Consider the following 15,010-nt stretch of genomic DNA (forward strand, 5'->3'; position numbering starts at 1 on the left):
ATACTCAGCAATCAGGAACCGCCATTTCTGAAGGTAATTCCGTTCAATCGTCCGATCGAAGCTATTGTCGCGCATCGAACCCTCCCTGCTGGGCTGGATTCGATCACCGAATTAATGAACTTGCACAGCAATGACGACGGTAAGACCGTCACTCCGTCTGGAAATCTCCGGCCTGCGGCGCGGCCAGTGGCGTGAACTCGCAGCGGTCGGGCTTGATGTCGATCAGCGGCGTGTTGTCGATGCAGTCGAGGCCGCGCACCAGGATGGTATTGCCCTCGATGCCGACCAGCTTGACGATCGAGGTGCCGATCGGATTAGGCCGCACCGGCGAACGCAGCGAAAACGTGCCGCGGGTCTTTTCGTTGTTCTTCGGGCTCTGCAGGATGATGTCGCGACGCGACCGGTCGAGCCAATAGAGCACTTCGAGATTGCTGTAGAAGTCGACGCCCTTGATCGCCGGCACGAAGGGTTCGAAAATCTCCAGCCGGCACACCGGGCCGTCATGCCGTCCCTGCCGCGGCGTCTCCAGCCGCGAGCTCCAGGGCGTGCGGATCCGGCCGATGAAGACCAGGCCGGCATCCTGCGGCGCCGGCAGCTCGATCGCGACCTCGCCTTCGCGGAGCTCATTTTCGCGAACCATTTTCCTGTTCCTTGCTGTCCGCCGGCGGTTTTAGCCCAGCCACCACCTGCCGACCAGCATGAACAGCTCGCCGGTGACGACGCCGGCGAAGATCGAGCGGCGGGTCAGCATGAAGACGATGAAGCCGGCGACCACCGCGCCATACCGCAGGACATCGGGCACGCTGGCGAGCGCACCCGGCGGCTGCACCACGATCTGGGCGATGACGCCGGCCAGGATCGCCGTCGCCACGGCCCGCACCCAGACCAGGAGCTCCGAGCCCTCGTCGATGCCGCCGCCGAACCACAGGCCCAGCATGCGCCATATCTGGTTGGGAATAACGCCGGCCGCGAACAGCACGGCGAGCGCATGCCAGTCGCCGATGAAGCCACTCAAGCGCGCGCCTCCCGCCAGACATGGACGCCATAAGCGATGGTCCCCGCCACCACACCGCTGACGAGGATATCGAGGCCGCTGTTCATCTTCGCAGCCAGCGGATAGAGCACGAGCCCGAGCACCAGCGCGACGACATCGGCGATCTCGCGGCTGTTGCGCGCGGTCGAGAACAGGAACGATAGCGGCGTGAGCAGCAGGATCGCCGCGCCCAGCGTCTGCGTGAGGTTGGCCGCGAGGAAATAGCCGATTGTGTTTGCGGCCAGGCACACCGAGACCAGGCCAAAGCCAAGCCCGTGGACGAAGGCGATCCGCCGCTCCCGCGGCACCTGCGGCAGGAAGCGGTGGCATTCGACCCATAGCGTCACGGCAGTGAGATGCGCCGCGAAGATCAGCTCGCGCCGTTTCGTGGTCGGCGTTCGCATCAGCGGCATGACCGATACCACCATCGGAAACAGGCGGATGGCGCTGACGGTGACGGCGATCGCCGACTGGATGATGGTCGCCCCGGAGCCGAGCGTCGTGATCAGGATGATCTGCGCCGGTCCGGCCCAGACGAACAGCGTCGAGGCCAGCGCCCAGGCCAGGCTGAAATGCGTGTCATGGGCGAGCGCCCCGATGCCCAGATAGGTCACGAACAGCACGATGGTGAGGATGGTCTGCGTGATCGAGCGCAGCCCCCACGCAAAGGCGCGCCAAGGGCTGTGCCAGTCAGATGAATCGAGCGGAGGAAACGCCACGGGGAGCCGGATCGGGTGAGGAATCGTGACGGCATAACGGGCAATGCCAGGCGTGACGTCAAGGAACCACGCGGCGGGGCTGGCATGCGCGCCACCCTCCCCTCGTCATTCCGGGGCGTGCCCACTTGGGCGCGAGCCCGGAATCCATTGGGCCACAGAGGTTGCTGCGCGATGGATTCCAGGGTCGCGACTTCGTCGCGCCCTGGGATGACGAAAGGAGACGGAAGTCCCCCTACCCCGTCACCCCCCGGTTCTTCAGCACGAAGCAGGCGCCGCCGGCTTTACGGATGCGGTTGCAGAGATCATCTGCCTCCGGTCGCGTATCGGCTCCGATGCGCACCTGGTAGAAGGCGCGCGTGCCGCGGCTGCGCATCACCGAGGAGAGCAGGCTCGGGTCGCGGTCCCCGACGACCGAGCTCAGCCGCGTGACCGCGCGGGAATACATCGCGAGCGCCTTGTTGCGATCGAAGCCGGCGGCGAGCTGCACGCCCCAGATCTTGGCGGCGGCGAGCTCGACGTGCTGCTCGAGCCCGGCGACGAACGGGTTGGGCGCGCGCTTGAGCAGCGCCATCAGCTCGCGACAGCTCGTCGGCGGTGAGGTTTGCGGCGTCTTGCCGCCATGCCCGGCCGCCTTCCAGTCCTCAACCGTCGAGCCGGTGATGGCGACGACGTAATTGCGCGTCTGATCCGGCATGCCGCCCGTGCCGGCGAGCCATTCCTGCACCCGGCGCGGCCCGGCATTGTAGGCAGCCGCCGCAAGCCCGAGATTGCCGAACTGATTGCGCAGCTCATTCAGGAATTCCGCCGATTTCGGCAGCGCCTGCACCGGATTGAAGGGATCAAGCAGCCCGCGCTCGCTCGCCGTGCCAGGCATGAACTGCGCGATGCCCTGCGCGCGCTCGCCGCTGCGCGTCACCGGGCCGACTGCGTCGCTCTGGAACCGGCTTTCCTGCCAGATCACGCGGGCAAAGAATTCGAGCGGCAGGCTGGCATCGCGCGCCGCCGCCTCGATGATCAGGCAGATCGATTCCCGTGTGTCGCTCTCGCGCGCCGCGTCCGCCGGCTTTGTCGGCGGCATCGCGAGCTCCTCGACGCTCGGCACGGCGACATTGGTTTTGGCGGGCGAATTGTCCCAAGCCGCCGCCGGCGCAACCCAGAACAGCGCGGTAGCGGCTTGGCAGAGCGCATAGCGGGCTCGTGTCATTGGCAGGTACCGCCGATATCGGACAATTCGGTCTTGAACTCGAGAGGCAAGCCAACTAGCAACTGGCGGCATAATCAACGCAGGCCGGGACGGAATGGCTACAATCTATTTTGATCTCGACGGCACGCTGACCGATCCGAAGCCGGGGATCACCCGCTCGATCCAGTATGCTCTGGAACGGCTCGGGCAGCACGTCCCGAGCGAGGACGAATTGACCTGGTGCATCGGCCCGCCCCTGCATGCCAGCCTGAAGAAGCTCACCGGAACCGACGAACTCGCGGACCGGGCGCTGCTGCTGTATCGTGAACGGTTTTCCGATATCGGCCTGTTCGAGAACGAGGCCTATGGCGGGATCGAGGAGACCCTGTCCACGCTCTCGATGACGGGCGCGCGCATGTTCGTCGCGACCAGCAAGCCCGTGATCTACGCAAGCCGCATCGTCGATCATTTCGGCCTGCGGCGCTATTTCGAGCAGGTCTTCGGCTCCGAGCTCGACGGCACCCGCGTCGACAAGGGCGACCTGCTGCGCTACGCACTCGATACCGCGAAAGTAAACCCGCAAACGGCTGTCATGATCGGCGACCGCAGCCACGATGTGGTCGGCGCGCGCAAGAACGGCATGACCGCGATCGGCGTGCTCTATGGCTATGGCAGCGAGACCGAGCTCAGGGACGCCGGCGCGCACCACATCTGCGCTGCGCACCCCGAGCTGCTCGCCCATTGCGCGACGCGCGCCGCCTGAACGTCAGGCGCGTCCCTCCCGGCCTCCATCAATCCAGTCAGACAGGACCGCTTTCCGGTTGATCGAAGGCGCGCGTCCGATGCAATCTTCCGAAGCAGCCGTGGCGTACGCGCCGACAACGAGGGCGCAACCGGGAAACGATTTGATGCCTCGCACCAATCCTGCGGTCCGTTTTCGTGCAGGGACCGCCCGGCCATTCCTGATGCTCGCGCCCGCCGCGGCCCTCGGGTTGGCGTTAGCGCTATTCGTCTGCTTCTCCTGCTCCACCGCCCAAGAAGAGACTACCAAGCCAGGGACCACCAAGCTTCGGGTCGCGACCCGAATAGTCCCTCCCCTCGTCATCGAGAAGAACGGCACTTTGAGCGGCTTCAGCATCGAGCTCTGGAACGCCATTGGGGAGCGGCTGCATCGCGAGACCGAGTACATCATCACGCCCGACGTCGGCGAGTTGCTTGCCGCCGTGGAAAGCGGACGGGCCGATCTCGGGATCGCAGCAGTCTCGATCACATCCGAGCGCGAGAACAGGTTCGACTTCTCGCAACCGATCCTGAATTCGGGACTGCAGATCCTGGTGCGTGGTACCGCCGCCAATGTCGAGCCCAATCCGCTGCTCGAGTTCGTGGAGCTGTTCTTCTCCCGCACTCTCCTGATCTGGCTCGGCATTGCGCTGCTCCTGATCCTCATACCGGCGCATCTGATCTTCCTGGTGGAGCGGCACCATCATAACGGAATCATTCCAACCAGGCGGTATTTTCCGGGAATCTTCCATGCAATGTTTTGGGCAGCCGGTACGCTGGCGACCCAGGCGGATCAAATGCCCCGGCACTGGATCGCCCGCATCGTCGCAGTGCTCTGGATGTTCACGGGCGTCGTGTTCGTGGCGTTCTATACGGCGCAGCTCACCGCATCGCTGACGATCCAGCAGATCCGGGGACCGATCAACAGTCCGCAGGACCTCGTCGGCAAGAACGTCGGCACGTCACGGGGAAGCACGGCAACCATCTATCTGAATGAAGTCAGGGCTCAGGTCCGTGAATTTGAGAAGATCGATGACCTCTACAGCGCCTTGCTGAATCAGGAAGTCGACGCGGTCGTTTTCGATTCACCGGCACTGCTCTACTACACGACCCACGACGGCAGAGGATCGGCTCGCACCGTTGGCAGCATCTTCCATCGGGAAGACTACGGCATCGTCTTTCCGACCGGCAGTCCGCTGCGCAAGCACGTGAATGAGGCGCTTCTGGCGTTGCGCGAGAGCGATGCCTATCAGCGGATTTACGAGGAATGGTTCGGCAAGCACTAGTCCAATGGAACGCGCCGGGGCATCGCAATATCCCGCCGATGTGACCGATTGTGAAGCCGCGAGAGATTGCGGTGTCGCAAGGCGAACCTCACCTAGAGCCGGTGTCAGGTCCATCGGAGAGAACGCAATGCGTCCCGTCTTGCTTCTGAGCCTTCTGATCGCACTATCGAGTGCTGCCAACGCCGCGCCGGTGCATCGAACGCACCGGCACTATGCGGTTGACCCTGCCCCTCGCGTGTTCAGGGATCCCATGTCGAGTTTCGGCTATGCACCGCCTCGGGCGCCGGCCCCCTATGTATACGTGCCGAGCGACCAACCCGATCCGACGGTCGACAGCCCCTACAAGAACTGGGGCGGATAGCTGATATCGCCTGCAGCCGGTCCCTTCGTCCGGTTGCATGCGCGTCACGCATTGACATGTGTCAAGCCGTTCTGTGCCGGACGTGCCATCGTCCAGGCGCGAGGATCGTCGATGCGCCGATTTGCCATGAAGGCACTGTTCACCGCCCTCAGCCTCAACAGAGAGGAGAGGAAGCGGATCGACTGGGATCGTAACGTCCTCGTCTTCTCGACGCTGGTGACTGCGGGCCTGATCGCTCTCTATCTCTTCGGCAAGGCGACGTCGCGCTGGTAGCGCCCTGCTCGCCGTCGCTCAACCCCGCAGCAGGCGCGTGTATTGGCGCGGCGTCATGCCACTCAAGGCACGGAAGCGCTGCGTGAAGTGGCTCTGGCTGCTGAAGCCGCAGGCGAGCGCGACCTCGGCAAGCGAAATATCGGCTGTCGCCAACAGTTGCTTTGCGCGCTCGATACGACGGCGTAAGACGAAACCATGCGGGGTTTCACCCGTGGCGCGCTTGAACATGCGTGCGAAATAGTAGGGGCTGAGCTCGGCGACCCCTGCGAGATCCTCGATGCCGAGCGGTCCGTCGAGATAGGTTTCTACAAAGTCGGTGATGCGTCGCAGTCGCGCCGGCGGGATACCGCCACGGGTCCGCAGCGCTGCCGGACCACGTGTGGTGAAGCGCGCGATCACATAGGCAAGAAGCGTCTGCGCGGCATGGCCAAGCGCCACCCGCTCTGCCGGCTCATCCCAGGCGAGAGGCAGCATGGCCTCGCGTATCAACGTCTCGAGGCGGGGATCGCGAAAATACGTCTCATCGCGCAGCTCGATGGCGGCAGGATCGGCGTGAAGTGCCTCCACGGCGGCGCGCTCGAAGGCCGCACGCGCGACATAGAGGTGGAACATGGCGATGGGTCCGCTGACATCCCAATCGCTGGTGAGACCGCGCGGCATGGTGCAGAGGCTGCCGGCGCCGTAACTGCCGATGCGCTCTCCGTCGCGTCGACGACAGATGCCTTCGCCGCCGCGCAGGTAAAGGCTGATCGTGTGATGGTTGGGATCGGCGTAGCGCGTGAAGGCCGTCTCGTCACGCTCCCACAATGCCACCGCGAGGCCCCCGCCAAGCGCGACAGCGCTCCGCAACGACACATGGGCGCCATTGAGGCAATCAAAGACGGTGAAACCCTGAAGACCGGACATCGCTAGCCAAACGGCGGTTGAAGACGTGGCCGATTAGAGCAAAAGAGCCCCCGCGCCACAACGGCGGCCGCCTCGGCCGTCGTGCTTTAGAGCAAGATCCTGACAAGAACAGGCAGCGTTGCGACAGACAAGCTCGCCGGGCCCGTACTAAAGCATGGTCCGAAAAAGCGCGAAGCGGTCTTCCGGAAAGATTCATGCGCAAACAACAACCTGAAGCGCGATGACGATTCATCCTTATCTCATCGCGCTTTAGGGATCGAGAATTGCCAACCGCCAGGTGTACCGCCAAGTGTCATGACCGCTCTGCTCTTCATTACTGTCGTCCTTGCCTGGGGCTTCACCTGGTTCGCGATCAAGCTGCAGCTCGGGATCGTCGCTCCGGAGGTCTCGATCCTTTGGCGTTTCGCTCTCGCGACGGCCTTGATGTGGGCCGGCCTTGCGGCAACAGGGCGGTTGCAGCGCGTCGACTTGCGGCAGCATGGCTGGTTTGCGGCCATGGGCATCTGCCTCTTCTGCGTCAACTACATCCTCACCTATGCCGCGATCGGCCATATCGCGAGCGGCGTCGCCTCCGTCATCTTCACGACGGTGACGATATTCAATCCGCTCAACCAATGGCTCTTCCGCGGCGAGCGACCGAGCCGGCGAGTCCTCAGTGCCGCTTTGCTGGGAATGGTCGGCATCGTCATCCTTTTCGGCGAGACGTTCGCGGGCGTTGCGGTCGATGCAGGAACGGCGCTCGGGGTTGCGCTGCAGCTTGCCGCCGCGCTCGTCTTCTCGCTCGGCAATTTCGCCTCGCTGCGTGCCACGGCGAACGGCACGAATCTTCCCAACGCGGTCACCCGGGCCATGACGTGGGGCACGGTCTGCCTCGCTCTCTTCTGCGAGGCACGAGGCGCCGCCTTCGTGATCGACCCCTCGCCCGGCTATCTCCTCAGCCTGCTCTATCTTGCCGTGATCGGCACGATCGCCGCCTTTCTCGCCTATCTCTCGCTGGTGGCGCGGCTAGGTGCCGATCGCGCCGCTTATGTGACGGTGCTCTACCCCGTGGTCGCGCTCGCTGTCTCCAGCGCCTTCGAGGCCTACCACTGGTCGCCGTGGTCGATCACCGGACTGGCGCTCGTGGGCCTCGGCAACATCGTCCTCTTCGTGCGCCTGCCGCCGAACCGCGCGGTGGCCTTGGAAACACGGGCTTGATGGCTCCATCCCGGCGTCCCACTTCGGGTAGCGGCACGCCTCATCCGCCCCACGCCACCGCGGCACAACCTGTGCGTGGCTTGACCAGTCGGCTATCTGCTACTTGCCCTCGCGCGCTGGTTGCGCTTGATTGCAGCGGGGATTTTAGGGGCATTTCATGCGAAAAGTTGGAATTGTGGCGCTCGGCGTCATGCTGGGCGGCTGCGCGTCGGTCACGCGCGGGACGACGGAAAATATCGCCATTTCATCAACGCCATCCGGCGCCGAGGCCGTGGTTTCCGGCCTTGACGTGCCGACCACCTGCACCACGCCGTGCTCGGTCGTCGCCAAGCGCAACGCCGACATTTCCATCACCTTCCAGAAGCCGGGCTACGAGCCGCAGGTGGTCCAGCTGCAGCGCGACATCCCGGGCACGGGAGCCGCCGGCTTTGCCGGGAATCTGCTGCTGGGAGGCATCGTGGGCATGGGCGTCGATGCGGCAACGGGCGCGGCGACCGATCATAAGCCCAATCCCGTCATCGTCACGATGCAGCCCTCGGCTCCGCCGCCACGGGCCCCGGCGCCGGCCGCGAGAAAGCCGCGCCCGCCGAAGGCCCCCGAGGCCGGCACCTAACGCCGACGCAACAGGCGCGCGACAAAAAGGCCGGCTTCTTGAGCCGGCCTTTTTTCAATTCATGACGCTCCCGATCAAACCTTGACCAGCGGTCCCTTGGAGGTCGGTCCCTTGGAGGGGCCGCCGGGACCGCCCGGCTTGGACTTGCCTGACGGCGGGCGCTTGCGCGTGCCGGGCAGCTTCTCCTGCTTCGGCGTGACGGGGCCCTCGACGAACTCGAAGCCGATCTTGTCTTTCTCGGCGTCGGCCTCGTCCTTGACCAACACGACGCGGACATGGCCGCCGCCCTTGAGCTTGCCGAACAGCACCTCGTCGGCAAGCGGCTTCTTGATGTGCTCCTGGATCACACGGGCCATCGGCCGCGCGCCCATCTGCTCGTCATAGCCGTGCTTGATCAGCCAGGCCTTGGCCTCTTCGGACAGTTCGATCGTGACGTCGCGGTCGCCGAGCTGCGCTTCGAGCTGGAGCACGAACTTCTCCACGACCATGCCGATCACGTCGGCATTGAGGTGGGCGAAGGACACGATGGCATCGAGACGATTGCGGAATTCCGGCGCGAACTGCCGGTTGATCGCCTCGTGGTCGTCGCCTTCCCGCTTCGAGCGGGTGAAGCCGAAGGCCTGCCTGGCGAGATCGGCCGCGCCGGCATTCGTGGTCATGATCAGGATCACGTTGCGGAAGTTGACCTGCTTGCCGTTGTGATCGGTGAGCCGGCCATGGTCCATGATCTGGAGCAGCACATTGTAGAGATCGGGATGCGCCTTCTCGATCTCGTCGAGCAACACCACGCAATGCGGATGCTGGTCGACGCCGTCGGTGAGCAGCCCGCCCTGGTCGAAGCCGACATAGCCGGGAGGCGCGCCGATCAGGCGCGACACCGTGTGCCGCTCCATGTATTCGGACATGTCGAAGCGCAACAGCTCGACACCGAGGCTGGACGCAAGCTGCTTTGCGACCTCGGTCTTGCCGACGCCGGTGGGCCCTGAGAACAGGTAGCAGCCGATCGGCTTCTCCGGCTCGCGCAGGCCGGCACGCGCCAGCTTAATCGAGGCGGACAGCGACTCGATCGCCTTGTCCTGGCCGAACACGACGCGCTTCAGGGTCTGCTCGAGATGCTTGAGCACCTCGGCATCGTCCTTCGACACGCTCTTCGGCGGGATCCGCGCCATCGAGGCGATCGTGGTTTCGATCTCCTTGATGCCGATGGTCTTCTTTCGCTTGTTCTCGGCAACCAGCATCTGCGCCGCACCGGATTCGTCGATCACGTCGATCGCCTTGTCCGGCAGCTTGCGATCGTGGATGTAGCGCGAAGAGAGCTGCACCGCGGCCTCAATGGCCTCGTTGGTGTATTTCAGCCGGTGGTAGTCCTCGAAGTACGGCTTGAGGCCCTTGAGGATCGCAATCGCGTCCTCGACCGTCGGCTCGTTGATGTCGATCTTCTGGAAGCGCCGCACCAGCGCGCGGTCCTTCTCGAAATGCTGGCGGTATTCCTTGTAGGTGGTCGACCCCATGCAGCGGATCGTGCCCGAGGCGAGCGCCGGCTTGAGCAGGTTCGAGGCATCCATCGCGCCGCCCGACGTCGCACCCGCACCGATCACGGTGTGGATTTCGTCGATGAACAGGATGGCGTTGGGATGCGCCTCGAGCTCCTTCAACACCTGCTTCAGGCGCTCCTCGAAGTCGCCGCGATAGCGCGTGCCCGCGAGCAGCGTGCCCATGTCGAGCGAGAACACGGTCGCAGCCGCCAGAACTTCCGGCACCTCGCTGTCGACGATGCGCTTTGCCAGGCCTTCCGCGATCGCGGTCTTGCCGACGCCGGCCTCGCCCACGAACAGCGGGTTGTTCTTCTGCCTGCGGCACAGCACCTGGATGGCGCGGTTGATCTCGGAGTTGCGACCGATCACCGGATCGATCTTGCCGTCGCGCGCCTTCTTGTTGAGGTTGACGCAGTAGGTCTCCAGGGCCTCGCCCTTTTTCTTGGAGTCCTCGTTGCCCTTGGTCTCGGTTTCCTCGTCGACGCCGCGAACGGGGCGCGCCTCCGAGACGCCCGGCCGCTTGGCGATGCCGTGGCTGATGTAGTTGACCGCGTCGTAACGCGTCATGTCCTGCTCTTGCAGGAAATACGCGGCGTGGCTCTCGCGCTCGGCGAAGATCGCGATCAGAACGTTCGCACCGGTCACTTCCTCACGACCGGATGACTGCACGTGAATCACGGCGCGCTGGATCACGCGCTGGAAACCGGCCGTCGGCTTGGCGTCGTCGGCTCCGTCCGTCACCAGATTTTCGAATTCGGTCTCAAGATAGTTGACGAGACTGGTGCGCAGCTTGTCGAGATCGACGCTGCAGGCCCGCATGACGGCTGCTGCGTCGGAGTCATCGATCAGCGACAGCAGCAAATGTTCGAGCGTCGCGTATTGGTGATGGCGCTCATTTGCGATCGCCAGCGCACGATGCAGGGATTGTTCAAGGCTTTGGGAAAAAGTCGGCATTCGCGTCCTCTGTGGCCCCCACCATCATGATCGCCATCGCCCGGTCAGGCAACAACAACCTTTGTCACATATAGTTATACAAGATCGCGGCGAAAGAGCGGTTCCGCGACGCTGGACTCATGCGCGGTATTTTCGATGCAAGTCCCGTTCCGATTTGGGCGGGGGTCGGCGCCGGTCCCCTACTCCCCGTAGTTCGCCGGCCATGACGGCCGTGAGGATGGCGAACCGGGTGACACGAATGTCAGAACGCGCAGAAGGCGGGACGCGCTACTTCTTTTCCATCACGCATTGCAGGGGATGCTGGTGCTTGCGTGCAAAATCCATCACCTGCGTGACCTTGGTCTCGGCGATCTCGTAAGTGAAGACGCCGCATTCGCCGATGCCGTGATGGTGGACATGCAGCATGATCTTGGTCGCTGCCTCGATGTCCTTGTTGAAGAACTTCTCCAGCACGAGAACCACGAACTCCATCGGCGTGTAGTCGTCGTTCAGGATCAGCACCCGGTAGAGGTTGGGCCGCTTGGTCTTGGGCTTGACCTTGGTGATGACCGAGGTGCTCGGGCCGGACGGACCATTAGAACGGTTCTCGTCATTGCTCATCCGGGGAGCATGGGCGACGGCTGACGCGGGCAGATCGAGACTGGAAATTAGTTGCGGCATGGCACAGGCGTTCAAAATCCCCACGGAAGCGTACGGCAGCCCTCCACGCTGCTCCGCCGTCGGAGCCTCGCATAGGCGCGCCGCCTTGTTCGATCGCCGCTCCCGACCGGTCCGGTCCTCACCGGAACGACATCGGTGAATATGGGCCCGCCCCCGGCCCGCTGCAAGCGTGCGGAGGCCCGGCCTATGCGGCCGCGGCGGTCCCGATTCCCGGTCCGCGGCGATCCTGACCAAGGTTAATCAATCCGGACCAGTTTGACAAAAAAATCCGCCGGCGGATTTTTTTGTCCCCATCAGGAACCCAACACAAATCGCCGGTAGCCAGAATCGAGGGGCGCCAACTCCGGTTTTCTACGGTCCAATCAGCGAGCCCATTCGCTGGCGCGTTTCTTCACCGACGAGGTCGCGCTGCCGACGCTGAAACGTCACGAGCAGCCCCTCGCGGACCATCGTGCTCATGCGCCGACGGCCCGTTCAAACCCAATCCTGTCGGACGCGGCCCCCGCGATCAACGTTTGAATCCAGCGCTCGCCGACAAGCCAAACGGTCCCGACAATTCAGTCGACGACCGTCCGACATCGTTCCGCGGAGCTGCGCGAGCAGCTCGAGCAAATTCTTCATGGTGACGAGCTCGAGCCGGATCGTGACGACCTTCGCACGATCGGCACTGTGCTCAGGCTCAGAGTCTCACAATGCCCACGCGAACGCGCCCACGAAAAAAGCCCGGCTGAACCAGCCGGGCTTTTCCGATTCCAGGACTTGAAAAAGAGTTACTGAGCGGCCGGGGTGAACTTCGAGACGATGGTCTCGACCGGCTTGAACGCCTGCTTGGCGAGGTCGTTGTAGAGGCCGGCGATCTTCTGCGATTCCGCAACGAAGGTCTCGTAGGCGGAGCGCGCGAAATCGGTCTGCGCTTCCAGCGCCTTGTCCAGCGACTTCACGCCGGAAAGCTTCTCAACGAAGGACTTGGTGTCCTCGAACGACTTCTTGGTGTAGTCGCCATAGGCGCTGGCGATCGCCTGGATGCCGTGCTGCACCGAGGTCGCGGAGGCGACGCACTGCTCGAACTGCTCTTTTCCGTAGTTCTGAAAGTCTTCAACCTTGAACATCTTGGAATCCTTTTTCCCTGGCACTCGTCCGGCGGCCTCGCCTACCTGACATTGCCCATAATTAGTGCAACGCACAAAAAAGTCAAGAATATTGTGCGACGCACAAAACTAGATGCAATTCGAGATGATTCCCGGGCATCTACGCAAGGGTTCCTTAAGCTTTTGGAAACCGACCGCCCCTACCCTGATTCCCTGGACGTGTTCAGCTTCCGACAAGCGGTCAAAAGCCGTTCGAGAACATCGCCTTAGCCAGAATAGCGGCTTGAGCTTCGATTGCCGGCGATCAGCGCTGGCGGATCGGCGGATCAAGCAGGTCATGGTCCCGGACCTGGAGGGCACAATTTTGCCTCACGAGCCGGTGATCAAGTCAGAAACGGGGACGGGGTTTCATGCTTCGTAAGAACTGGTCTTCCTCGCGCTTGGCGCGGGCTGGGGTCTTCGGGCTTCTTACAATCACCACCGCGGTCATGTTCACGACCGACGCGGCCGAAGCGCGGCGCCATCGCAGCCGCCACTATGCGCATCGCGTGCACCGCGACTCCGGCGAGAGCTATAGCCCGCAATTCGCATCGATCATCGTCGACGGCAATTCCGGCACGACGCTGCAAGCGACGAACCCCGATGGAATTCGTCATCCCGCCTCGCTCACCAAGATCATGACGCTCTATCTGCTGTTCGAGCGTCTGGAGTCCGGCAAGGTCAAGCTCGACAGCGAGATGCCGGTGTCCGAACACGCCGCCGATCAGGACCCCACCAAGCTGGGCCTGCGCCCCGGCCAGACCATCCGGGTCGAGGACGCGATCAAGGGCCTCGTCACGCGCTCCGCCAACGACGCCGCAGTCGTCATCGCCGAATATATCGGCGGCACCGAAGAGGATTTTGCCAGCATGATGACGCGCAAGGCGCGCGCGCTCGGCATGTCCAGGACGGTCTATCGCAACGCCTCGGGCCTTCCCAACGACGAGCAGAACACGACGGCCCGCGACCAGGCTACGCTTGGCCGCGCGATCCAGGATCGCTTCCCGCGCTACTATCGCTACTTCTCGACCACGGCCTTCAATTTCCGCGGCCGCACGATCACGGGCCACAATCACCTGCTCGGCAGCGTCGAGGGCGTCGACGGCATCAAGACCGGTTACACCCGCGCCTCCGGCTTCAATCTCGTCAGCTCGATTCACCGCGGCAACCGCTTCCTGGTCGGCGTGGTCCTGGGCGGCCGCAGCGGCGGCTCGCGCGACGCAATCATGCGCAACCTGCTTGCGGAGAATCTCGAGAAGGGCGCGGGCACGCGCACGGTCGCGGCCATCACCGAGCGCAATGGCGCCGATATCAGCACCGATGTCGCCGACGCCTCCGACACGCCGGCGCGAGCAGCACCGCAGGTCCAGGCCGCTGCAGCCCCCGCTCCCGAAGCGCCCGCGCCGCGCCCTGCCTCGCGCTTCGCCGCGCTTGCCGCCGCCACCGCGGCGATGCCGCCGATGGCCAAGCCGGAGCCCAAGGCAGTCGAATCCAAGGTCGAACCCGCGCCGCTGACCAATGGCGTGATCTCGAGCCAGCCGCTCTCGATCATTCCGGGCTCGTCCGAGCCGATGAAGCCGGTCAAGGTGAGGACGGTTCAGGTCAAGGCCGGCGCCGTGAAGGTCGCTTCCGCAGCCCCGTCGCAGCCGGCCCCGCCGATCACCAACACGATCTCCAGCGCGCGTGCCGAAGTCGCAGAAACCTCGGGCGCCGTCGTCGCCAAGGCCGAAATCGTCAACAAGCCGGACGTCATCGCCAAGTCCGAAATCGCCAAGCCTGAAGTCGCCCGCAGCGAATTGCCGCCGCAGCCGCCGGGCTTTGGCACTGGCAACGGCATCCTTGGTGTCCTGCCGGCGTCCAGCGCCCCGGCCCCCGCGCCTGCCGCAAAACTCGCCTCGGCCGAGCCCGCCCCTCAACCGATCCAGATGAGCGCAACGACCAAGCCGGTCGTCACGCACAGCGGCTGGATCGTCCAGGTCGGCGCGCTGGAGAGCGAGAACGAAGCGCAGCAGCGCATCGAAGCCGCCCGCAGTTCGGCTCGCGGCCTGCTCAGCAAGGCCGATCCCTTCACCGAGGTCGTCGCCAAGGATAATCGCAAGCTGTTCCGCGCCCGCTTCGCCGGCCTCGAGCGCGACCAGGCGGAGGCCGTCTGCCGCACGCTGAAGCGCGCCGACATCTCCTGCATTACCGTTCGCAACTGACGCCGACCCAATTGGTCCGATCCCGATGCCCGCGCCTTCCGCGCGGGCATTGTCGTTTCAGGCAGGCACGAAGACTGTTCCGCAACAACCTCTCGTCAACGATTTACGGTTAAAATTTTGCTCAAGGGATCGACCACGCCGACAATTGGCGGGCGACATCGGGGCGACGGCAGACAGAGCAA

Annotated in this window: 15 protein-coding genes; 7 read left to right on the forward strand and 8 right to left on the reverse strand. The window is 63.9% G+C overall.

The genetic code is table 11. The features are described 5' to 3' along the window. Nucleotides 1-148 precede the first annotated feature (148 nt). From tsaA to ACV1FX_RS25320, 4 genes are all read right to left on the reverse strand, one after another. A complete protein-coding gene (gene tsaA, locus ACV1FX_RS25305) occupies nucleotides 149-640 on the reverse strand; it encodes a tRNA (N6-threonylcarbamoyladenosine(37)-N6)-methyltransferase TrmO (RefSeq protein ID WP_473120294.1) in 492 nt (163 codons plus the stop codon). A gap of 30 nt (nucleotides 641-670) precedes the next feature. Beyond that, on the reverse strand, nucleotides 671-1,015 hold the full coding sequence (locus tag ACV1FX_RS25310) for an AzlD domain-containing protein (protein WP_473120295.1): 345 nt from the start codon (nucleotides 1,013-1,015) through the stop codon (nucleotides 671-673). Beyond that, nucleotides 1,012-1,752, reverse strand: coding sequence for an AzlC family ABC transporter permease (locus ACV1FX_RS25315; protein ID WP_473120296.1), 741 nt, complete (start codon nucleotides 1,750-1,752; stop codon nucleotides 1,012-1,014). Before ACV1FX_RS25315 ends, ACV1FX_RS25310 begins: the two co-directional genes overlap by 4 nt. A 232-nt stretch (nucleotides 1,753-1,984) precedes the next feature. Beyond that, entirely contained in the window at nucleotides 1,985-2,956 is a 972-nt protein-coding gene (locus tag ACV1FX_RS25320) for a transglycosylase SLT domain-containing protein (protein WP_473120297.1), read from the reverse strand. A 94-nt stretch (nucleotides 2,957-3,050) separates the two neighbouring features. Here ACV1FX_RS25320 and ACV1FX_RS25325 point away from each other — a divergent pair, with 94 nt between their 5' ends. The 4 genes from ACV1FX_RS25325 (at nucleotide 3,051) to ACV1FX_RS25340 (ending at nucleotide 5,635) form a co-directional block, all read left to right on the forward strand. Beyond that, on the forward strand, nucleotides 3,051-3,698 hold the full coding sequence (locus ACV1FX_RS25325) for an HAD family hydrolase (RefSeq protein ID WP_473120298.1): 648 nt from the start codon (nucleotides 3,051-3,053) through the stop codon (nucleotides 3,696-3,698). Between the two features lie 145 nt (nucleotides 3,699-3,843). Continuing rightward, on the forward strand, nucleotides 3,844-5,001 hold the full coding sequence (locus ACV1FX_RS25330; protein ID WP_473120299.1) for a transporter substrate-binding domain-containing protein: 1,158 nt from the start codon (nucleotides 3,844-3,846) through the stop codon (nucleotides 4,999-5,001). 127 nt (nucleotides 5,002-5,128) lie between these two features. Next, the gene (locus tag ACV1FX_RS25335) at nucleotides 5,129-5,362 is read left to right on the forward strand and encodes a hypothetical protein (protein ID WP_473120300.1); all 234 of its coding nucleotides are present in this window, start codon (nucleotides 5,129-5,131) and stop codon (nucleotides 5,360-5,362) included. Nucleotides 5,363-5,473: 111 nt separating this feature from the next. Then, on the forward strand, nucleotides 5,474-5,635 hold the full coding sequence (locus tag ACV1FX_RS25340) for a hypothetical protein (protein WP_473120301.1): 162 nt from the start codon (nucleotides 5,474-5,476) through the stop codon (nucleotides 5,633-5,635). 18 nt (nucleotides 5,636-5,653) lie between these two features. Here ACV1FX_RS25340 and ACV1FX_RS25345 read toward each other — a convergent pair whose 3' ends face one another. Beyond that, nucleotides 5,654-6,541, reverse strand: a complete 888-nt coding sequence (locus ACV1FX_RS25345) for a helix-turn-helix transcriptional regulator (RefSeq protein WP_473120302.1) — start codon at nucleotides 6,539-6,541, stop codon at nucleotides 5,654-5,656. Between the two features lie 294 nt (nucleotides 6,542-6,835). On the opposite strand from ACV1FX_RS25345, the gene ACV1FX_RS25350 reads away from it, so the two are divergent. After that, nucleotides 6,836-7,738, forward strand: coding sequence for a DMT family transporter (locus ACV1FX_RS25350; RefSeq protein ID WP_473120303.1), 903 nt, complete (start codon nucleotides 6,836-6,838; stop codon nucleotides 7,736-7,738). A 157-nt stretch (nucleotides 7,739-7,895) separates the two neighbouring features. Further along, nucleotides 7,896-8,351 carry a PEGA domain-containing protein gene (locus tag ACV1FX_RS25355; protein ID WP_473120304.1) on the forward strand — a complete coding sequence of 152 codons (456 nt, stop codon included), beginning with the start codon at nucleotides 7,896-7,898 and terminating at the stop codon, nucleotides 8,349-8,351. Between the two features lie 74 nt (nucleotides 8,352-8,425). Here the strand turns inward: ACV1FX_RS25355 and clpA are convergent, their stop codons facing one another. The 3 genes from clpA to ACV1FX_RS25370 form a co-directional block, all read right to left on the reverse strand. Beyond that, nucleotides 8,426-10,840, reverse strand: a complete 2,415-nt coding sequence (gene clpA / locus ACV1FX_RS25360; RefSeq protein WP_449379963.1) for an ATP-dependent Clp protease ATP-binding subunit ClpA — start codon at nucleotides 10,838-10,840, stop codon at nucleotides 8,426-8,428. A gap of 267 nt (nucleotides 10,841-11,107) precedes the next feature. Further along, nucleotides 11,108-11,440 (reverse strand): ATP-dependent Clp protease adapter ClpS, encoded by a 333-nt coding sequence (clpS, locus tag ACV1FX_RS25365; protein WP_027523020.1) that lies wholly within the window; start codon nucleotides 11,438-11,440, stop codon nucleotides 11,108-11,110. An 830-nt stretch (nucleotides 11,441-12,270) separates the two neighbouring features. Beyond that, on the reverse strand, nucleotides 12,271-12,609 hold the full coding sequence (locus ACV1FX_RS25370; protein WP_473120305.1) for a phasin family protein: 339 nt from the start codon (nucleotides 12,607-12,609) through the stop codon (nucleotides 12,271-12,273). A gap of 389 nt (nucleotides 12,610-12,998) precedes the next feature. Here ACV1FX_RS25370 and ACV1FX_RS25375 point away from each other — a divergent pair, with 389 nt between their 5' ends. After that, complete coding sequence (locus ACV1FX_RS25375) at nucleotides 12,999-14,828, forward strand: serine hydrolase (protein WP_473120306.1); 1,830 nt, start codon at nucleotides 12,999-13,001, stop codon at nucleotides 14,826-14,828. Nucleotides 14,829-15,010 lie beyond the last annotated feature (182 nt).

The sequence above is a fragment of the Bradyrhizobium ingae genome (assembly GCF_055791185.1).